Origin of the sequence: Lishizhenia tianjinensis, from assembly GCF_900116425.1 — a bacterium.
Taxonomy (GTDB): Bacteria; Bacteroidota; Bacteroidia; order Flavobacteriales_D; family Crocinitomicaceae; genus Lishizhenia; species Lishizhenia tianjinensis.
Genome location: NZ_FPAS01000002.1, coordinates 593,216 through 613,182 on the forward strand (window position 1 = coordinate 593,216; position 19,967 = coordinate 613,182).

Consider the following 19,967-nt stretch of genomic DNA (forward strand, 5'->3'; position numbering starts at 1 on the left):
AAATTACGAAAGTTGGGCACAAAAAAAAGGCAACCGAAGCTGCCTTTAATAATTTCTAATGTTACTTAGAATGGAAGATCATCGTCTCCTTCTTCTACAAATGTCTCTGGACTAGAAGCTGAAGCTGGTTCACCATTTGGAGCTGGAGCTCCTGCACCCATTTTCTCAACTTTCCATACGTCTAGTGAGTTGAAGTATCTTACTTCACCAGCTGGACTTGTCCATTCTCTACCTCTAATAAAGAAAGAAACATTAACCATGTCTCCTTGGTTTACATCGTCCATTTGTGTAACTCTCTCCTGCGTTAATTGGAAAGAAATATCTTGTGGATAGTTTCCAGAAGCGTCCGTCACTACAAACTCTCTCTTCTTAAACTTCTCTGAAATCTGTTGTGTTTCGTTTTTTACTTTAACAGTACCACTTAGTGTAAACATGTTTTGTCTCTTTTATTGATTATTAAATGAAAGAAGCGTTTTCCACGCATCTTCAATATTGTTTTCTTGTAATTGTTTTTTAGCCAATTTGTGCAACTCTACTTCTAGCTTTGCTTGGTCCTCTTCTAAAGATACAAAAAGATCAGATAACTCTATGAGTTTGTGTTCATTCACATCTGTCTCGTTTGGTAACTCAACAATCCCTGCAAGTTTAGCTAAATCATTAGCACTTAATACCTCACTGTTTAAAATATCCGCAGGTAATTGATCGTAACCTATACCTATGGTTGTTATAGGTTTGGTAATTTCGAACATAGAATTTTCATCCGCTCGGCAGTACCAGTTACCTCCCATACGTGCTACCAAATCTATCTTTTTCTGGTCGATACGCTTGTTTTCCATAAGGAGATCCTCGCGAACGTGAATCTTAACAACCTCGCAGATTACCAAGTTTCCAGCACCACCATTTTGCCCTAATTCTATTACTTCGTTTACCTTACATTCAAATTGAACGGGACTTTCCTTTACTCTAAAAGGCTTCACAATATCAGAAGCGATAGGGGTTAATCCACTTTTTGTAAACTCGTTAACTCCTTTTGCATAAGGAGAAGAACTCAAGCTCATTTGTTCAACAATATCATAGTTTACAATATTGATAACACATTCAGGGTGCTCTTTTACATTGTCGTAAGTATCCTTTGTTGTATTGGTTCTACCACTTCTCGCTGGAGAAAAAACCATAATCGGTGGGTTCGCACTGAATACATTGAAGAAACTAAAAGGAGACAAGTTGGGATTCCCTTCTGCGTCTACTGTAGAAGCAAAAGCAATGGGTCTTGGTCCAACAGCCCCTAATAACAACTGGTGTAAATGAGGAATTTCTAATTCTTTGGGTTCTATAGAATACATTCTTTTCTGCTAAAAAATTCGGAAACAAAGGTAATGGTTCTCTTCTCCAATACCAACCCTTGTTAATAAGTTTGAAACTTTGTTTTGCCAAGTGCTTTAGCAAGGTAAAGATGAGCGCGTTGGAGCTGGGTGAGTTTATTTTTAGAAATTGTAAAAAAAATCGACTCAATTTGTTGGTCATGAAAATAATTCATTATCTTTGCACTCGCTTTCCATAGGTGAAGCGTTATTTGAAATACTATTTTTGAACTGTAAGGGGAAAAAATAATTTCTGCGGATGTGGTGAAATTGGTAGACACGCTAGACTTAGGATCTAGTGCCGCGAGGTGTGTGGGTTCGAGTCCCTCCATCCGCACAATCAAAGGTGGTATAAGATTGTTTTCTTATGCCATTTTTTGTTTATGATTGTTTAATTGTTAAGAGAAGCAATATGAATGTAACTCGTGAGAACGTTGATGAATTAAATGCAATTTTAAAAGTAGAAGTTGCTAAAGAAGACTATGAGAAGAAGGTAAATGACGTACTTTCGAACTATAGAAAACAAGCCAATATCCCAGGATTCCGTAAAGGAAAAGTTCCTATGGGAATGATCAAAAAACAATACGGTGCTGCTGTATTGGGCGACGAACTTAACAAAATTGTAAACGACGCTCTTTACAATTACATCCAAGAAAACGAATTAGATATCTTAGGTAACCCAATTCCTAAGAATGATGCAGAGGTTAAAGGTGACTTTAACAACCCAGCTGATTTCGAATTTACTTACGAAATTGGTTTAGCACCAGAATTCGACATCAAATTATCAGGAAGAAACAAATACGATTACGTAAAAGTTAAAGCTGATGATAAAGTTGTAGATCAAGAGGTTGACAACATGCGTCGTCGTTACGGAAAGTTATCTGCAGGTGAAACAGTTACTGAGAATGATTTAGTAATGGGGCAGTTTGTAGAGTTAGTGAAGAAAGACGTAATCAAAGAAGGTGGTGTGATGAACTCATCTACTATCTCTATGGAGTTCGTTGAAGACGAAACTACACGTAAGAAATTATTAGGAGCTAAGGTTGGAGACGCTATCATGGTGAACCCAGAGAAAGTTTCTAGAGGTGGTAAAGATACTGCTGCTATGTTAGGAGTGAAAGAAGAAGAATTAGCTGATTTGTCTAAGAAATTCCAATTCACTATCCACGAAATCAAACAAATGGAATTGGCTGAATTGAACCAAGAGTTGTTTGATAAATTATTCGGAGAAGGAGAAATCAAATCTGAAGAAGAATTAAGAGCAAGAATTGCTGCTGACTTAGAAAGAGTTTGGAGTAACGATAGCGATAGATTGTTAGCGCGTAACATCACTAAAGATTTATTAGCGAAAACAGAATTTGAATTACCAAATACGTTCTTGAAGCGTTGGATTCAAATGTCACAACCACAAGACAAGCCAGTTTCTATGGAAGAAATTGAAGCACAGTACGAAGGTTACCAAGAAAACTTGAAGTGGCAGTTGATACAAGGGAAAATCTTTAAGTCTAACGACATCAAGATAGACCAAGCTGAAGCTTTAGAATACACAAAAGGATTGATGGCACAACAGTACGCACAGTACGGAATGCCAGCTCCAGAAGATAAAGAATTGACAGAAGTATCTCAAAAAGTATTGGCTAACCAAGAAGAAGCTCAAAGAGTTTACGATATGTTAGCAGATCAAAAATTGACTACTTTCTTCAAAGAAACAGTTAAATTAACTGAGAAAGAAGTTAGCTTCGACGAGTTCGTTAAGTTAGCGGAAGAAGCTCAAGCTTAATTTAAGATAGACTTTACAAAAATCCCCATCGCGTTTTACGTGGTGGGGATTTTTTTTGATTTAAAAATTTAATGATTTAAAAATTTAATGATTTAAAAATTTAATGATTTAAAAATTTAATGATTTAAAAATTTAAAGATTGCGGAATGAACTATTTATAATTTGAATCCTTGAATCCTTGAATCCTTGAATCCTTGAATCCTTGAATCCTTGAATCCTTGAATCCTTGAATTCTTGAATTGAGGTTCTCGAGCAGCAGCGAAGTAGTGAGCTTAGCCGAACTATCGAGAGATGAATCCTTGAGTTAACCTTTACTTAAAACTGTTTATGTTTGCATAATGTTAAGTTTAATAATCGCTACCTAATTTCATAGCTATGTAAAAGAAGCTTAACTTCACTCTATCAAAGCCTCGGTAATTTTGCGCTAGGAAAAATAAAACACAAAATATGCGTAAAATTTTACTTTTAGTAAGTGCTTTAACATCGAGTTTAGCATTTTCACAAATTGAAATACTTCAAAGCAATCAATCTTATACTCAAGATTTTGATGCCTTGTCAAACTCTGGGGTAACCAATCATTATTCGAGTTTGCCAGTAGGTTGGGTAGCCCTAGAAACGGGGAGTAGTGCCGACCAAATTTATAGAGCTTCAGATGGTTACTACTCTGGTGGTGATTTATACAGTTATGGAACAGCGAATGATACAGATAGAGCGTTGGGAACTATTGGTAGTGGTTCTAATCCTCAGCTTTACTTTGCTTGTTATTTCGTAAACAAAACAAGTGATGTGCTTACCTCAGTAGATATTAGTTTTGATGCTGAATTATGGAGAGTAGGAAACCCAACACGTTCTACAGGAGCAGATACCTTACGTTTTGCCTACAGTATAAATCCTACTGCCATTGATGATAATGCAGCATTTACCTATGAGCCTTCTTTGTTTTTTGTGAGTCCAGCAGACCCAGCAGGAACACCTAACATAGAAGCTGATGGGAATTTAGCAGCAAACAGAGAAAATTTAAGTTTTACCTTAAATGTAAACATAGCACCCTTGGATACAATTTGGTTGCGTTGGAGAGATGATAATTCAGCAAGTTTCGATGACGGTATGGGGGTAGATAACTTAAGTGTTCAGTTCGGTGCACAAGGTGGTGTAAATACAGCTTTGTTCAACGTACTTGGCGCTATGGATACCTACTATACGGAAGATTTCGATGGCATGGCAAGCGCTTATGGAGCTAATTCTGGATTTTCTACTTTACCATCAGGATGGTATGCACATGAAGAAGGTGGGAACGCCAATCAAACTTACAATATTTCTTATGGAGAATTTGGAGGTGGAAACTTATACAGTTATGGAGATTCAGCTTCTACTGAGAGAGCTTTTGGATCTGTAGGAAGTGGAAGTTTGTACAAATCTCACCGCGGTGTAGCCTATATCAATACAACATCAGATGTGATAGAAAATGTAGAGGTAAACTTTACTGGAGAAATGTGGAGACAGGGTAGACCGGGGAGAACAACTGGTCCGGATACTTTGCATTTTTCTTATGCAGTAAATGCGGCTGGAATTGAAAACGGAGCTTACCAAGATTTTAGTTTATTGAACTTCTTCTCACCCGTTACAGATGGAATATTAAACACCCCTATGAATGGAAATGCCGCTGCGAATAAAACGGATGTTTCTGGTGTGATCGGGAATTTGAACTTACAGCCCATGGATACCCTTTGGTTGAGATGGACAGATTACAACTCTGCAAGTTTTGATGATGGTTTAGCGGTAGATGATTTTTCAATTGCAGCCATAAGCACAGCAAGTATTTTGAGTGTAGAATTTTTAAACAGTTCTACAATTTTTAATGAAGAAGACGGTATCGTTCAGGTTCCTTTGGTGATACACAACAAGAACAACTTCTTAACGCAAGTAGGTGTAAGTATCGCAAATGCTGGAACAACGAATTTGATGAATGATGTAAACATCGTAGAGAGCTTGGTAACTTTCCCAACTACGGGTACAGATTCTATTGCTTATTTCCAGTTCAATATCTTAAACAGTGATCCTTTCGAAAACCAAGAATATTTTGTTTTAGAATTAGTGAATCCAACCAATGCCTTTTTAGGAAGCAATATCTACGATACTATTTTCATTGAGAACTACGAGTATCCCTTAGTGCCCATTGCAGATCTACAGGGTGAAGATGTAAACGGGGTGAGTGAAGTACTAGGTGCAAATGTTTTAATCGAAGGTATTGTGCACGGTATTAACTACAATTCTCTAGGCGGAATAGATTTCTACGTATTAGAGAATGGTAGTGGTTTGAACATCTACAGCATGGATGCAGACTTAAGTTACCAGCCTCAAGAAGGAGATGCTTTAAAGGTGTGGGGACAAATTTCTCAATTTAGAGGATTGACACGTTTGGAGAAGTTAGACTCTATCGAGCTAGTATCTACTCAAAATAATTTAGAGAACCCTCTTCAAGTAGAATTGCTTTCTGAAGCTACAGAAGGTCAATATTTAGAAATTGATTCTTTACAATTACTTCCAGCTATCGCTGTTTGGCCAGGTAACCAAGAAGTTTATGCGAAGAATTTAGAAACAGGAGATACACTTACATTATTTGTAGGATTTAATTCAGACCTCGTTGGAGAAGTAGCAACACAAGAAGTGTTTAAGGCCATAGGTTTAGGTTCTCAATTTGCGAGTTCTACTTTGGTGCCTTTCCAAGATGGTTACCGCTTAATGTTGGTGAACAAAGCAAGTATGGGCTTCAGTGGAGTGGAAGTTGAAGCTTTGGCGAAACTTGTTATGTTCCCGAACCCAGCGCAAGATCAAGTTCAATTCAATGGTTTTGAAGGTGCAGCACAAGTAAGCATAGTGGCTTTAACAGGTAAAGTTGTTTACCAAGGAGAAGTACAGGCAAATGGGGTGATTAATCTTCAAGATTTAGCACCAGCAACTTATGTAGTGAAGGTAGTTACGACAGAAGGAGTTTACACAAACACTTTAATCAAGCAATAAGATGAAAAGAGTTTTAACATTATTAAGTCTATTTATAGGCTGGACAACCTTGGCACAAAATGGGTTTACCCATGGACCAGATCAAGGCATAGAACAAGAATATTTTGACGCCGACTTAGCACCTTTTTATCATGGTGTGGCTTCTGGAGATCCTTTGGAAGACAGGGTGATTATCTGGACGCGTGTTACTCCTGAGCACGATACTTTGATTCCTGTAAAATGGGTAGTAGCCCTAGATACTGGCTTTCAAAACATCGTAGCTGAAGGAAATACAGCAACGGATTACACCAAAGATTATACGGTGAAAGTGGATGTTACGGGGTTGACTCCGAACACAACATACTACTATTATTTCTCGGCATTAAACACCAACAGTGTGAGGGGAAGAACGCGCACCCTGCCGGGAAATAATACGGAACACGTACGTTTGGCTTTTGGTTCGTGTAGCAATTATCAAATGGGCTATTTTAATTCTTACAAGCGTATTGCTGAGCGCAATGATCTAGATGCAGTTTTGCATTTGGGTGATTATTTCTACGAGTACGCCATCTATGGGTATGGTTATACGGTAGAGGTTGGACGTGAACACAGACCTTTGCATGAAATCGTTACTTTGGATGATTACAGAATTAGACACAACTTCTACAAGTTAGATCCTGACTTAAGAGCAGCACACCAACAACATCCTTTCATTTGTATATGGGACGATCATGAAATAACCAACAATACTTATGAAGATGGAGCAGCCAATCACCAAGAAGAAACAGAGGGTGATTTTCAAACGCGTAAGGAAAGCGCAATACGTGCGTATTTAGAGTGGATGCCTATACGTCACCAACCTTTTAATGGCGACCCTAAAATTTACCGTTCTTTTGCTTTCGGTGATTTGATGGATTTGTTCATGGTGGATACGCGAGTAGAAGGTAGACATGTACAAGCGGCAAATGCGCAAGATACTTTGTTCAATGACAGCACGCGTTTGTTGTTAGGCGATGTACAACGTAACTGGTTGTTCGATAACATGGACAATTCAAATGCAACCTGGCGAGTGATAGGGAATCAGATTATGATTTCTGAAACAGGAGAGAACGATCCGGATATGGATGCTTGGACTGGTTATCCTTATGAACGTGGATTGGTGGTAGACAAATTAATGTCTTACGCAGATAAAAACAACGTGGTTCTAACCGGAGATACACACAGAAGTTGGGCCTTTGATTTAGCTAAACATCCTTTCGATACAGCAAGCTACCAACCCTTAACCGGACAAGGTACTTTTGGAGTTGAATTGGGTGCGCCAAGTTTGGCATCTCCGAATAGAAACGAGAGTAATCCTGGAACGAGTCAAGAACCAGACAGACAAGCACTCTATGTGGAAAACCCACAATTGCGCTATGTAGATTTAGATAACCATGGATATGTAATTTTGGATATTACCAATTACAAACTACAAGCAGATTACTTCTACACGGATACAAAAATGCCTTCTATGAAGGATAGTTTGGGCAAAAGTTTATTCACTTATGCGAATGAAGGATATTTACAAGAGGCTTTATCTGCTGCAACGGGTAAAGAAGTTCAAGAGATTCCTGCACCATCTTACATTCTTCCATATGAGGAGGGTGAGGTTGATAATTTAGGAGTGAATACATCTTCTACTTTCTTATTAAGTGGTGTATATCCAAACCCTTCTAACGGACAGTTTTTCATAGGGTTTACCTCTAATCAGGATGAGATTTTATACCTAGAGGTGATAGGAGTAGATGGAAAACGTTTGATGGATAAAGTATTGCAAGTCAAAAAAGGAAACCAAAAAATTGCACTTCAGTTGCAAGATGTAACTTCTGGAATCTATGTATTGAACCTTACAACGCGTAATGGAGATACATATTCTAGAAGAATAGCGATTCGCTAAGGCGTATCAGATTTAGGCACAAAATCCCCATCGCGTTTAACGTGGTGGGGATTTTTTGATTTAACAATTTAAAGATTCAACAAATTGAATATTCAACAATTCAATAATTTAAAAATTCAATGAATTATTAATTGCGGAATAAACGATTTGTATAATTTGAATCTTTGAATCTTTGAATCTTTGAATCTTTGAATCCGAGTTCTCGAGGGAGAGCGCTGTGGTGAGCTTAGTCGAACTATCGAAAGATGAATCCTCTAACTTTCTAAATATCTAACCGTCTAAAAGTCTAACTGTCTAGGTACTCAGTTAGCGATTGAAGCGGAAAGCCCGGAGGCTTGAAAAGTTAAAAAGCACTTCGGTGGGGTGGGGCGACCAGCGGAAGCTACAACGCGCTTTAGTGCTTTACTTTGAAAGGTGAGGACTTGGAGGGGAAAGCGCGATTTATTCCCCAACAAGTTGGGAATAAAAACTGCCACAAAAAAAAAGACCCTCCGAAAATGGAAGGCCTTTATCAATGCTTGTATTTGCTTAGTTGTCTAACAAGTCGTTGTCTTGCGCTACCACACCTTCGTAAGTGTAGTTACCGAAAGCAAGAATAGGGAAGAAAATAATTCCCAAAAGCACGAGTCCTATACCGAAACCTGCTCCTTGTCCAAACTTCTTTGCTAGCTCAATGTAAATAACAAAGGCCATTACAATGTTTACGAAAGGAATCAATAATAAAATGATCCACCATAAGGGTTTGTCTACAATTTTTAATAGTACAATAATGTTGTAGATAGGAATGATGCTAGCCCATCCAGGTTGTCCTGCTTTTTGGAAAACTTTCCAAAGTGAAACAACGGTTACTACGAGAAGTAGCAATTGAAATACGAGGAAACCTCCGCTTGGTTCTTGAGTTTGATACATAGTATTAAGTTTTTAGGTGCATGAAAATAATATAAAACTTAAGAAAAGGGTAGCGGCGCTTTAAATTTTTAGTGTTGAGCCTGTAGAGAATTTGTAAAAGAGGACGCAGAAAAGCTCAGGAAAAGTCTAAATGTCTTAGGATCCAAACGACTAAACGTCTAAAAATCTAACTATCTCTCAAAATAATTTCTTTAGCTAAAATCTATACTTATTTTTGTGCAAAACGATTAAAGATGATAGTTGTAACAGGTGCCGCAGGTTTTATAGGTAGTGCTTTGGTTTCTAAATTGAACCAGGCGGGACATGAACATATAATGGTTGTGGACGATTTTTCTAAAACGGAAAAGGCGCACAATTTGGCGGGAAAAACAATAGGTGTTAAAATTTCTAGAAATGATTTTTTAACGTGGTTTAAAGAGAATGGAAAAGAGGTAGATTTCGTGTACCACATTGGTGCAAGAACGGATACTTCTGAATTTGATAAAGCCATTTTTGATGAATTGAACGTAGAATATTCGAAGGAAATTTGGAAGTGGTGTTCGCACTACAAGATACCTTTGGTTTACGCGAGTTCTGCTGCAACCTATGGTATGGGAGAATTGGGGTATAAGGATGACCACAAAACGATTCCTCAATTAAAACCATTGAACCCTTACGGAGACTCTAAACAAACTTTTGACGAGTGGGTTTTAAGACAACATACACATCCACCGTTTTGGGCAGGGTTGAAATTCTTTAACGTTTACGGACCAAATGAATACCACAAAGGTCGTATGGCATCTGTAGTATTTCATGCTTACCACCAAATCAATAAAACAGGAGCGATGAAATTGTTTAGATCGCACAATCCTGAGTACAAAGACGGAGAACAGAAAAGAGATTTTGTTTACGTAAAAGACTTGGTGAACATCTGCATGTTCTTGAAAAATGAAAAGGTAGAAAGTGGTATTTACAACTTGGGTTCAGGAAAAGCGCGTACTTTCTTAGACTTGGTAAGGGCGACTTTTGAAGCCATGAATAGAGAGGAGAATATTGGGTTTATTGATACTCCAGAGGATATCAGAGATAAGTACCAGTATTTTACAGAGGCAGACATGACCAAATTGATTACTCAAGGTTACAACAAAGGATTCCACACTTTAGAGCAAGGGGTAGAAGACTATGTGAAGAATTACTTGATGGAAAACAAATATTTTTAATTAGAAAGAAGTAAAGGATAGGACTATCCATTTTGAAGAAATGCAAGAGAGAATGCATATCTTCGCAATTCAAAATAAACACCAATGTTAGAGATTACAAGAATTAGAGCAGATAAGGATGCTGTTATTGAAGGGTTGAAGACGCGTATGATAGATGCGACGGAAGTGGTTAACAATATTGTTGCTACGGACGAGTCGTGGAGAGCGAAAAAATCTGAATTAGACTCCATTGCTGCAGAAATGAACAAGATTTCTAAAGAAATTGGTATGCTTTTCAAAGAAGGAAAGCGCGATGAGGCAGATGCTGCAAAGGCAAAAACTGCAACATTGAAGGAAAACGAGAAAAACTTGAAAGCTGAGGTAGACGCTTTGGAAAATGAGTTGCAAGAATTGTTATACCAAGTTCCTAACGTTCCGCAAAGCATTGTTCCTGCTGGTAAATCAGAAGAAGATAACGTTACAGTTGAAGAAATTGGAACACCAGTTCAATTTAACTTTGATGCTTTACCTCACTGGGAATTGGCAGATAAGTTTGGTTTAATTGATTTTGAAACAGGTGTAAAAGTAACGGGGGCTGGTTTCCCTATCTACAAAGGAAAAGGAGCGAAATTGCAACGTGCTTTGATCAACTTCTTCTTGATGGAGGCAGACAAAGCAGGTTATGAAGAGTTTATTCCACCTCACGTAGTAAACGAAGCTTCTGGTTACGGTACAGGTCAGTTACCAGATAAAGAAGGACAAATGTACCACGTTGGTGTAGATGATTTATACTTGATTCCAACCGCAGAGGTTCCTTTAACAAACATCTACAGAGATGTAATTTTACCTAACGAAGATTTCTCTATTAAAATGACGGGTTATACACCTTGTTTTAGAAGAGAGGCAGGATCTTATGGTAAAGATGTTAGAGGTTTGAACAGATTGCACCAATTCGACAAAGTAGAGATTGTTCGTATAGAGCATCCAAATAACTCTGAGAAAGCTTTGGTAGAGATGGTAGATCACATCAAAGGACTGTTAGAGAAGTTAGGCTTACACTACAGAGTGTTGCGTTTATGTGGAGGAGATTTAGGATTTACTTCTGCAATTACTTACGATTTCGAAGTATACTCAGCAGCACAAGGAAGATGGTTAGAGGTGAGTTCTGTTTCTTGTTTTGAAACTTTCCAAGCCAACCGTTTGAAATTGAGATTTAAAGGTGAAGATAAGAAGACGCAATTGTGTCACACACTTAATGGTTCTGCATTGGCATTGCCTCGTATCGTTGCGGCCTTGTTAGAGAATCACCAAACTGAAGATGGAATTATGATACCTGAAGCGTTAAGACCGTTTACAGGATTTGACAAAATTGACTAAGAACAAAAAAGATGAGTGAAAGTAAAATTAGCACTGCGAAAGCACCGAAGCCTGTAGGTTTGTACCCACACGCCAGAAAAGTTGGAAACTTATTATTCCTTTCTGGAGTTGGACCAAGAACAGCGGGTTCTGATGCTACAGATTCTGCAGTACCAGGTTTGAAATTGGATAAGAATGGAAATTACTTAGAGTTTGATTTCGAAGCGCAATGTAGAAGCGTATTCGACAACGTAAAAGTAATTTTAGAGGAGTCGGGAAGTTCTTGGGAAAACTTAGTAGATGTTACGGTTTTCTTAACGAACATGAAAAGAGATTTCCACACGTATAACAAAATATACGCGGAATACTTTAAAGATAACCAGCCGTGTAGAACAACGTGTGAAATCAGTAGCTTACCTACACCGATTGCTATTGAATTAAAATGTATTGCAACGATAGAAGATTAAGATGATAGGATTTGTTATAAGAGTAATTGTAGCCCTTGGGGTTGTAGGTTCAACTGTAGCATTATACGCAACAGGTTACTGGGGATGGGGAATAGTTATGACGCTTGTTTCTGCTTTGGTTGTGTTGACTTTCTTTAGAAACGAAAACATTATCATAGCCCTTTACCAAATGCGTTTAGGAAGCAAAGAAAAAGCGTACAAAGCATTGCAAAGAATCAAGGCGCCACAGATGTTGCCGAAGAGTCAGCACGCTTACGTAATTTACCTACAAGCCATGTTAGGTGCACAAGAGTTAGGATTTGCTAAGAGTGAGCAAATGTTATTGAAGGCACAAACCTTAGGTTTACGTACCAAGCAAGATCAAGCCATGTGTAAAATGCACTTAGCAGGTATCTGTATGCAAACTGGACGTAAGAAAGAAGCACAAACTTTGTTGTCTGCCGCTAAGAAATTAGACGAGAACAACATGTTGGCTGATCAAATTAAAATGATGAAAAATCAAATGGGACAGGTAGCCTCTAAAAACCAGATGCGCCAAGCCATGATGATGAAGGGTAGAAGAAAGTCTCCGAAAATGAGATAGACTTATCCTTTAAGATAATTGAAAAATCCCCATTGCGTGAAGACGTGGTGGGGATTTTTTTGATTCAACAATTCAACAATTTGAAGATTTGAGGGATTTGAAATGATTTGAAATTTTGTAGGGTATTAAAATAATTTTTTGAACTATTTATATAATTTGAATCCTTGAATCCTTGAATCCTTGAATCGTCTAGCTATCCAGAAATCTAACCTTATCTTTCTTCATGTTTTCTTAATCCCTCATAGTGTATCCTTAATAAAGCTTTAAATCCTAATTAATTAGTTTAAACTGACATCTCTGCAATTTTGTAGTGAATAAATTAATGTATAGAGATGTTTAAAAAAATTACACAATTCTGTTTTGTAGCTATGGTTGGTACTGTAGCAGCACAACAAAGCTCTGTAGTGTTTCCAGCAGAAAGCACTTGGAGTTATTCAGATGATGGATCTGATTTGGGTTCAACTTGGACTGCTCCTTCTTTTAATGATGGCGCTTGGGCATCAGGTCAGGCACAATTAGGATATGGAGATGGTGATGAAACTACGACTTTAAGCTATGGTCCTGATGCACAAAATAAGTTCCAAACCACTTACTTTAGAGCTGACTTTTCAGTATCAGCTTTACCAACAGTAGATGAGGAGTTGGTATTGTTCTTAAAAAGAGATGACGGGGCTATCGTTTACATCAATGGAACGGAAGTTCACCGTGTAAACATGCCTTCTGGAGCAGTAGATTACACAACTTACGCCAATGGAACTGTAGGTGGGAGTGATGAAAGTACTTACTTCGAAACGGTAATAGATGCAACGAGCTTGGTTGTAGGAAACAATGTTATTGCTGTTGAGATTCACCAAGCTGATCCTTCTAGTTCTGATATTTCTTTCGATTTAGAATTGGCTTATAGAGAAATTATTCCTTTGGTTGCACCTGTAGATTGTAGCGACGAGTTGGATGCTTTACACATCTCGAAGTTCACGTCGGTTATGCCGAGTGTACAACCAGATTCGTTAAGAATCCCATCAACGCACACTTTCCAAATGTTAATTCAACACGGAGAGCCTTACACAGATGCTACGCAAGGGAACACAGGTGACAACTTTGACTTTACAGGGTATGTTCCTATCAACGGATCTAGTCACCAAGGTTACTTGTCTTTAAACCACGAAATGGGATCTTTCCCAGCAGCAGGGGTTTCTATGATGGATATTCAATTCGATTCAACTTTACACATTTGGAACATCACCAACAACCAACCGGTTGATTTTGCTCCCGTACAAGGTACAGGACGTAACTGTTCTGGTGCTGTAACACCATGGGGAACAATTATCACAGCAGAAGAAACATTACCAACAAGTGATGCAAATGGAGATGGATACCAAGACATAGGATGGTTGGTAGAAATCGATCCAGCTACAGCTTCAGTAGTTGACCATGATGGTGACGGAGCGCCTGAGAAATTATTTAAGTTGGGAAGAATGTCACACGAAAACTGTGTGGTTTCAGAAGACAGAAAAACAGTTTACTTCGGTAATGACCAAAACCCAGGTTACGTATTTAAGTTTGTTGCTGATGTTGAAGAAGATCTATCAGCAGGTACTTTATATGTTTTAAAATTAGACGGACCATTAGACAATGCAACTACAGGAACATGGGTTGGGATTCCTAACTTTACTCCAACAGATTGTAACAATGTTTTATCTTACGCTTCAGCGGTAGGAGGAACGAACTTTGACAAAATTGAAGACGTTGAAATCAACCCAGTTTCAGGTCAGATTTACTTCACATCTAAATCTTCTTCTCGAGTTTACAGATTTACAGACAATGGATCTACAGTTGCAGATGCTATGGTGTTTGTAGGGAATTCAGATTGGATTTATGTAATCGAAACTGCTGACGGATTAGTAGAAGAGCAGTGGAGAGGTGGAGTAGATAACTTAACTTTCGACGACGAAGGAAACTTATACGTAATTCAAGATGGTGGTCGTAACCACATTTGGATGGTTCCAACATGTCACACACAAACCAACCCAGCGGTTAAAATGTTTGCGGTAACGCCAGCGGGATGTGAGCCAACAGGTATGACTTTCTCTCCTGACTTTAAATTCATGTTCGTTTCTATGCAGCACCCATCTAGTGGAAACACTACACAGATGATAGATGCAACGGGAACGCCAGTTGTATTTGACAAAGAATCTTGTATCGTAATTGCGAGAAAAGAATACTTAGGTCCGGATGCAATGTACATTTCTCCAGCGAGTGTTGAAAATCAAGCGCCAGTGGAAGAGCCTGTGATTTTCCCTAATCCAACAAGCGGAAATGTTACTATTCAAATCAATGCAAATGCACAAGGTGCTGCTGTAGTTCATGTGTACAACATGGTGGGATCTAACGTAAGAATTTTATCTCAAGGTTTGAATGCTGGAACAAACAACATCAATGTAGAAATGGGGAATTTACCATCTGGAGTTTACACAGCTGTAGTAACGGTAGGTAACCAAAGATTTACGCAGAAAATAGTAAAACGTTAATCAGAGATCACTTTGAAAAATAGAGTTTATACTGTGGCAATTGTCCTCCTCATGGGGGGCAATTGCCTTTTTGCACAAATGCAAGATACTACGCAAAGAAAGGCTGTTTCTGTTACGTATTCAGATTTAAGTGTTGCCCTTGAAGATAGAGATAAAGTAGAAAGCTTTTCTTACCGTTTAAATGAATTGGAATTTCTAAATCCAGTACTCGGAGAATTGAAAGCATTGCGGTTTTTGGATGTGAAGGGAAATGCACTGTATCATTTGCCCTCTACTCTTGGAAAATTAACACACTTAGAATCCTGCATACTTTCTGAAAATAAATTGACTACGGTGCCTAGTTATATAGAGAATTGGGAAAGTCTAAAGTTTTTACAATTAGATGAAAACCAATTGGTGGATTTGCCAGCAGAAATAGGAGCTTTGAATGCTTTGGAGTTTCTAGACTTATCGTGGAATCAATTGTCATACATCAATACGCATATAGGTGAATTGGCCCAATTAAAGTATTTAGGAGTAGAGCACAACGCCTTGTATTCACTACCGCCTGAAGTAAATAATTTGTCCCGTTTAGAGATTTTAAAACTCTCCTACAACCGCATAAGTTATTTACCAGTTGCCGTAGAGGGTTGGCAAAGCATGCAAGAAATACATTTGGATCATAATCAACTTCAAGCTCTGCCTAAAAGTATGGGTGAGTTGAGTAAGCTAAGCATTTTAGATGTTTCCTTTAATGAATTAAAAGAACTCCCAAAGAGCTTTAAAAATTTGGAGGCTTTGCAAAGTTTAAACCTAGCGCATAACCAGCTAACAGAAATACCTAAGGCGCTTTTTAAACTAAAGCAGCTAAGAACACTTTTATTGGTAGGAAACAATATTCCTCAAAAAGAGATAGAAAAATTAAAAAAGAGATTGCCAAATCTAACGGTAATTGTATAGATAGAAATGAAAGCGAAAGTGATGTTTACGCTGCTTAGCGTAGGAGTGATGTTAGGGAGCTTGATGATGATGAGTTCGTCAAGAAGTTTAGAGTATTACGAAGTGAATAGTTCTGCTCACCAAAGGGTAAAGAAGTATTATGGAGAAGAGTTAAGTGCATTAAAAAATAGTTTGTTGCAACTTAAAAGTTTGGCCGAAAATGCGGATCAGAATAGGTTGCAAGAAGTTTTTGTGGAAAGCAGATTACATTACAAACACATAGAGTTTATTGTTGAGTACTTTTTCCGTGAAACGGCATTAAAGGTGAATGGACCTAATTTGTTGGAGGCAACACCCAGTATGCCCAATATGCCTTTATACCCTTCAGGATTTCAGGTTGTAGAAGAGTTTGTATACAGCCAGGAGGAATTAAACAGAGAAGCTTTAATGGATGAGGTGGATGGACTTTTGGAAGGAATAGAAAAGTTGACACAATTAGAAAGTGCCGTTCTTTTGGATGATGCAAATTTAATCTACGCGTTAAAGTTGAATATGTATCGTTTAATTACAAAAGGGATAACAGGATTTGATAGTCCCGTTTCTTTGAATAGTGTAAAGGAAGCAGAGTTTACTTTGGAGGCCATGGATGAAGTTTTGGGGTATCTGGAACACGTGAATGATTTATCCATTTTAACCAAGCAAAGTATCGTTTATTTACAGAACTATTCAGGTAGTTTTGATGACTTTAACAGGGCAGATTTTATTCGCGTGTATTTGAATCCCTTGACAGCTGCTATACAAGAGTACACGAAAAGAGAAAAAATAGGATATCCCAATCATTTAGATTTTGCGATTCGAAAAGACGCCAAACATATGTTTGAAGAAAATGCTTTTGACTTGTCCTTTTTTGCGCCGCAAGATGCCTTGGAATTGACACCAGAAAATGTTGCTTTGGGGAAAAGATTGTTTGAAGAGAAAAAGCTGTCTGTAGACGGATCTAGAAATTGTGCAAGTTGTCATAATCCTCAATTGGCCTTTACCGATGGTTTAAAAGTAAATACCGTTTTAGGGAAAAACGAAGGACTTTTACGCAACACACCAACCTTGGTAAACGCAGGGTATCAGAGCACGCAGTTCTACGATGGAAGAGTGGCTTTCTTAGAAGATCAAGCTCATGCCGTGATTACTAATAAGCAAGAAATGGGTGGCGTGTTTACTGACATCATTAAATCTTTACTCAAAGACAAATCTTATCAAAAAGCATTTCAAGAAGTGTATGGTGAGAAAAGCATAACGGACAGGGAAATTAAGTTGGCCTTAGCGGCTTTTACAAGAAGTTTAAGTGCCATGAATAGTCCCTTTGATCAATACATGCGCGGAGACGATGAAGCTTTAGCTACAGGTGAAATTAATGGTTTTAATCTGTTTATGGGAAAAGCAAAATGTGCTACGTGTCATTTCGCTCCCTTGTTCAATGGTGTTGCACCACCTTTTTATGAGAAAATGGAAAGTGAAGTTTTAGGACTACCTGTAGCAAATGTTGAAGAAGGTGCTGTGTTAGATGGTGATCTAGGAAAGTATGAAATCTATAAAATACAACATCATAAACGTGCATTTAAGACAACAACGGTGCGCAATGTAGCATTGACTGCTCCTTACATGCACAACGGTGTTTTTAATACCTTAGAAGAGGTGGTTGATTTTTACAACGAAGGCGGAGGGAAGAAATACGGTTTTGAACTGGAAAATCAAACCTTGCCTTTTGATCAATTGAATTTAACGGATGAAGAACAAAAGCACATTGTTTTGTTTATGCAGGCCTTGACAGATACGACTTATTTACAATAACAAATTACTCATAAAAAAGGCCGTCTATTTTAGACGGCCTTTTACGTATCCTATTGTTTCACAATTCTAAAAAGTTCTGAAAAGTTCTGATTGTCACTATATATTTGAATGAAATAAATACCGGTTTCCAAGTGGTCAAGGTTTAATTTGAAATCACTTTCTTGTAAGTTGTGGTAAGTCTCAATTTTTGCTCCTTTTGTATCGAAAAGAGTTAAATCATAATTAAGTTGAGATGAAGTGCTAATAGTGATTTCACTTTCAAAAGGATTGGGGGATAAACGAATATTGATATCCTTTTCAACAGAGATGTTTGCATGGGATAAATCCATGCATATCGTGGTGTCAATACATCCATTTGAAGATAGTTCTAGAGCGAATTGTCCAGTGTAAGGGAAGGTGAATTCATTCATGTCTGTTGCACCTGGTACCGGAAAGTAGTTGTTGTCACAGTAGAGCCATTGGTAGCTCACTCCAGGTATGGAATCGTAAAAAACAGTTCCATAATTCCCCATTTGTGGGTCTATAGAATTGATTACAGTGTTGGCGTTAACATCACTTTGAAAATCGATTAACAACAAGTCTGAATAAGTATTTCCACAAGCATCGGTTACAACATAGCTGTAGAATAAAGTGTCGTTATATTGATTGGCAAATTCAACGAAGAAGGTTGTGTCCTGTAGCGTTTGGTTGTTTACCTCTATACTGTATGGTTCAACACCTCCTGTGATGTTAGAAAATGAATAGAAAACAGTGTCATTAATACAATCAACAGCCGTGTAATGCGTCAAAGGATCAGACGTAATTGAGAGATTAGCAGGATGGGTATTTACAATTACAGGTGAAGAGCTGCAAAGTAGAACTCCATTGGCATCATAAAGAGAAGCGGTGAAAACTGTGTCGTTCGGAATAGTAGGGGAAATACTTGTAACATTAGTAGCTCCGGTGCTCCAAATAAGATCGTGTGAAGTGGCGAAGTCACAAGAACCAACATCACCGTAAATGATTAATTCTTGAACGTTGAATTTGTCGCAACACACGCCTGATGAATAATGTTGTTTTAATCTAACTTGCATGTTTTGTCCTATTGTACTTGTTGGGAAACTGTAGCTATATGTTGTCCATGGAAGTTCTGGTTGTCCATCGTCTGGTGACAAAAAGGAGTTGGCTATGTTCTGGGTAACCAATACGTTCGTATCAACGCCATGGGGCATGATATAACGCAAAAGTTCCCATGTTTGTCCTCCATCTATAGTGTATTCAACGGCTATCCCTTCGTTTTTTAGGTCAGCACCATCACAAGAATTTGTAGCATCTTGATCACCCGAGTAAAGTTGAAAGCTAATTCCAGAATTCGGACAAGCATTGTAAAAAAGTTTTGAGGTAATAGAGGGCGTTCCTGTATTGGTCGTAGCAAGAGTGAGGTAGTTACTATAGTCAGGATTATTACCGCAGGCTGTACTAACGTAGCAATTACCTGAACTAATTGTCCAGTCAGGAGATAATTGATTGTTGGCAAAGGTATCTATGAAGAGTACAGGACTTGCATAGGCGTTAAGTTGAACAGATGAATTAATACATACGGTTGTGTCTGTAGGTGTTATACCAATTAGACAATTTTGACCATAGGAAAATGCACTGATAAGTAAACCGAGAAGTAGGGTGGTTAATTTCATGTTTATTATTTTTTTGTAAAAATAAAAAAAAAGCCCCATCAAGGATGGAGCTTTTTTATAGAGAGAGTTGAATTTATTTTACTTTTTCAAAGAATCAACGATTGCTTTGAAAGCTTCTGGGTGGTTCATCGCTAAATCAGCCAATACCTTACGGTTTAACTCGATTCCAGAATTATTAACCGCTCCCATGAATTGAGAATAGCTCATTCCGTGCTGACGTGCACCAGCGTTAATACGCTGAATCCACAATGAACGGAAATTTCTTTTCTTTTGCTTACGTCCTTCGTAGGCGTATGCTAAACCTTTTTCAACAGCGTTTTTCGCTACTGTCCAAACATTTTTTCTTCTTCCGTAGTATCCTTTAGCTAACTTAAGAACATTCTTACGCTTCGCTCTTGACGCTACATGATTTACACTTCTTGGCATATCT

Annotated in this window: 15 protein-coding genes and 1 tRNA gene; 11 read left to right on the forward strand and 5 right to left on the reverse strand. The window is 38.1% G+C overall.

Annotation, left to right across the window (positions count from 1 at the left end):
• Positions 1-65: 65 nt before the first annotated feature.
• Both BM327_RS09225 and BM327_RS09230 read right to left on the reverse strand, forming a co-directional pair.
• Positions 66-434: a DUF3127 domain-containing protein gene (locus BM327_RS09225; RefSeq protein ID WP_090248689.1), complete on the reverse strand. Its 369-nt coding sequence runs from the start codon at positions 432-434 to the stop codon at positions 66-68.
• Between the two features lie 12 nt (positions 435-446).
• Entirely contained in the window at positions 447-1,343 is an 897-nt protein-coding gene (locus tag BM327_RS09230) for a flavin reductase family protein (protein ID WP_090248691.1), read from the reverse strand.
• A gap of 273 nt (positions 1,344-1,616) precedes the next feature.
• Here BM327_RS09230 and BM327_RS09235 point away from each other — a divergent pair.
• From BM327_RS09235 to BM327_RS09250, 4 genes are all read left to right on the forward strand, one after another.
• A tRNA-Leu gene (locus BM327_RS09235) sits at positions 1,617-1,698 on the forward strand.
• Positions 1,699-1,773: 75 nt separating this feature from the next.
• The gene (gene tig / locus BM327_RS09240; RefSeq protein WP_170853725.1) at positions 1,774-3,141 is read left to right on the forward strand and encodes a trigger factor; all 1,368 of its coding nucleotides are present in this window, start codon (positions 1,774-1,776) and stop codon (positions 3,139-3,141) included.
• A gap of 447 nt (positions 3,142-3,588) precedes the next feature.
• Positions 3,589-6,162, forward strand: a complete 2,574-nt coding sequence (locus tag BM327_RS09245; RefSeq protein WP_090248696.1) for a T9SS type A sorting domain-containing protein — start codon at positions 3,589-3,591, stop codon at positions 6,160-6,162.
• Position 6,163: 1 nt separating this feature from the next.
• Positions 6,164-8,077, forward strand: coding sequence for a T9SS type A sorting domain-containing protein (locus BM327_RS09250; RefSeq protein ID WP_090248697.1), 1,914 nt, complete (start codon positions 6,164-6,166; stop codon positions 8,075-8,077).
• A 528-nt stretch (positions 8,078-8,605) separates the two neighbouring features.
• On the opposite strand, the gene BM327_RS09255 is transcribed toward BM327_RS09250, so the two are convergent.
• Positions 8,606-8,986: a DUF5684 domain-containing protein gene (locus tag BM327_RS09255; RefSeq protein ID WP_090248699.1), complete on the reverse strand. Its 381-nt coding sequence runs from the start codon at positions 8,984-8,986 to the stop codon at positions 8,606-8,608.
• A 233-nt stretch (positions 8,987-9,219) separates the two neighbouring features.
• Here BM327_RS09255 and rfaD point away from each other — a divergent pair, with 233 nt between their 5' ends.
• The 7 genes from rfaD to BM327_RS09290 all read left to right on the forward strand — a co-directional run bounded on the left by rfaD (position 9,220) and on the right by BM327_RS09290 (position 17,864).
• The gene (gene rfaD / locus BM327_RS09260) at positions 9,220-10,185 is read left to right on the forward strand and encodes an ADP-glyceromanno-heptose 6-epimerase (protein WP_090248701.1); all 966 of its coding nucleotides are present in this window, start codon (positions 9,220-9,222) and stop codon (positions 10,183-10,185) included.
• An 84-nt stretch (positions 10,186-10,269) separates the two neighbouring features.
• Positions 10,270-11,541, forward strand: a complete 1,272-nt coding sequence (serS, locus tag BM327_RS09265; RefSeq protein ID WP_090248703.1) for a serine--tRNA ligase — start codon at positions 10,270-10,272, stop codon at positions 11,539-11,541.
• A gap of 11 nt (positions 11,542-11,552) precedes the next feature.
• Complete coding sequence (locus BM327_RS09270) at positions 11,553-11,987, forward strand: RidA family protein (protein ID WP_090248705.1); 435 nt, start codon at positions 11,553-11,555, stop codon at positions 11,985-11,987.
• A 1-nt stretch (position 11,988) separates the two neighbouring features.
• Positions 11,989-12,570 carry a tetratricopeptide repeat protein gene (locus tag BM327_RS09275; RefSeq protein WP_090248708.1) on the forward strand — a complete coding sequence of 194 codons (582 nt, stop codon included), beginning with the start codon at positions 11,989-11,991 and terminating at the stop codon, positions 12,568-12,570.
• 332 nt (positions 12,571-12,902) lie between these two features.
• Positions 12,903-15,098 (forward strand): alkaline phosphatase PhoX, encoded by a 2,196-nt coding sequence (locus BM327_RS09280; protein ID WP_090248710.1) that lies wholly within the window; start codon positions 12,903-12,905, stop codon positions 15,096-15,098.
• 51 nt (positions 15,099-15,149) lie between these two features.
• Complete coding sequence (locus tag BM327_RS09285; RefSeq protein WP_090248711.1) at positions 15,150-16,037, forward strand: leucine-rich repeat domain-containing protein; 888 nt, start codon at positions 15,150-15,152, stop codon at positions 16,035-16,037.
• A gap of 6 nt (positions 16,038-16,043) precedes the next feature.
• The gene (locus BM327_RS09290; RefSeq protein WP_090248713.1) at positions 16,044-17,864 is read left to right on the forward strand and encodes a cytochrome-c peroxidase; all 1,821 of its coding nucleotides are present in this window, start codon (positions 16,044-16,046) and stop codon (positions 17,862-17,864) included.
• 50 nt (positions 17,865-17,914) lie between these two features.
• On the opposite strand, the gene BM327_RS09295 is transcribed toward BM327_RS09290, so the two are convergent.
• On the reverse strand, positions 17,915-19,537 hold the full coding sequence (locus BM327_RS09295; RefSeq protein WP_170853726.1) for a T9SS type A sorting domain-containing protein: 1,623 nt from the start codon (positions 19,535-19,537) through the stop codon (positions 17,915-17,917).
• Positions 19,538-19,615: 78 nt separating this feature from the next.
• Positions 19,616-19,963, reverse strand: a complete 348-nt coding sequence (rplT, locus tag BM327_RS09300) for a 50S ribosomal protein L20 (RefSeq protein ID WP_090248717.1) — start codon at positions 19,961-19,963, stop codon at positions 19,616-19,618.
• Positions 19,964-19,967: the final 4 nt, after the last annotated feature.

What these genes read in the sequence shown, in the direction of transcription:
- rplT (WP_090248717.1), bottom strand. Translation starts at nt 19,963, where the DNA reads ATGCCAAGAAGTGTAAATCATGTAGCGTCAAGAGCGAAGCGTAAGAAT.
- BM327_RS09250 (WP_090248697.1), top strand. Translation starts at nt 6,164, where the DNA reads ATGAAAAGAGTTTTAACATTATTAAGTCTATTTATAGGCTGGACAACC.
- BM327_RS09255 (WP_090248699.1), bottom strand. Translation starts at nt 8,986, where the DNA reads ATGTATCAAACTCAAGAACCAAGCGGAGGTTTCCTCGTATTTCAATTG.
- tig (WP_170853725.1), top strand. Translation starts at nt 1,774, where the DNA reads ATGAATGTAACTCGTGAGAACGTTGATGAATTAAATGCAATTTTAAAA.
- rfaD (WP_090248701.1), top strand. Translation starts at nt 9,220, where the DNA reads ATGATAGTTGTAACAGGTGCCGCAGGTTTTATAGGTAGTGCTTTGGTT.
- BM327_RS09290 (WP_090248713.1), top strand. Translation starts at nt 16,044, where the DNA reads ATGAAAGCGAAAGTGATGTTTACGCTGCTTAGCGTAGGAGTGATGTTA.
- BM327_RS09295 (WP_170853726.1), bottom strand. Translation starts at nt 19,537, where the DNA reads ATGAAATTAACCACCCTACTTCTCGGTTTACTTATCAGTGCATTTTCC.
- serS (WP_090248703.1), top strand. Translation starts at nt 10,270, where the DNA reads ATGTTAGAGATTACAAGAATTAGAGCAGATAAGGATGCTGTTATTGAA.
- BM327_RS09270 (WP_090248705.1), top strand. Translation starts at nt 11,553, where the DNA reads ATGAGTGAAAGTAAAATTAGCACTGCGAAAGCACCGAAGCCTGTAGGT.
- BM327_RS09225 (WP_090248689.1), bottom strand. Translation starts at nt 434, where the DNA reads ATGTTTACACTAAGTGGTACTGTTAAAGTAAAAAACGAAACACAACAG.
- BM327_RS09280 (WP_090248710.1), top strand. Translation starts at nt 12,903, where the DNA reads ATGTTTAAAAAAATTACACAATTCTGTTTTGTAGCTATGGTTGGTACT.
- BM327_RS09285 (WP_090248711.1), top strand. Translation starts at nt 15,150, where the DNA reads ATGGGGGGCAATTGCCTTTTTGCACAAATGCAAGATACTACGCAAAGA.
- BM327_RS09245 (WP_090248696.1), top strand. Translation starts at nt 3,589, where the DNA reads ATGCGTAAAATTTTACTTTTAGTAAGTGCTTTAACATCGAGTTTAGCA.
- BM327_RS09275 (WP_090248708.1), top strand. Translation starts at nt 11,989, where the DNA reads ATGATAGGATTTGTTATAAGAGTAATTGTAGCCCTTGGGGTTGTAGGT.
- BM327_RS09230 (WP_090248691.1), bottom strand. Translation starts at nt 1,343, where the DNA reads ATGTATTCTATAGAACCCAAAGAATTAGAAATTCCTCATTTACACCAG.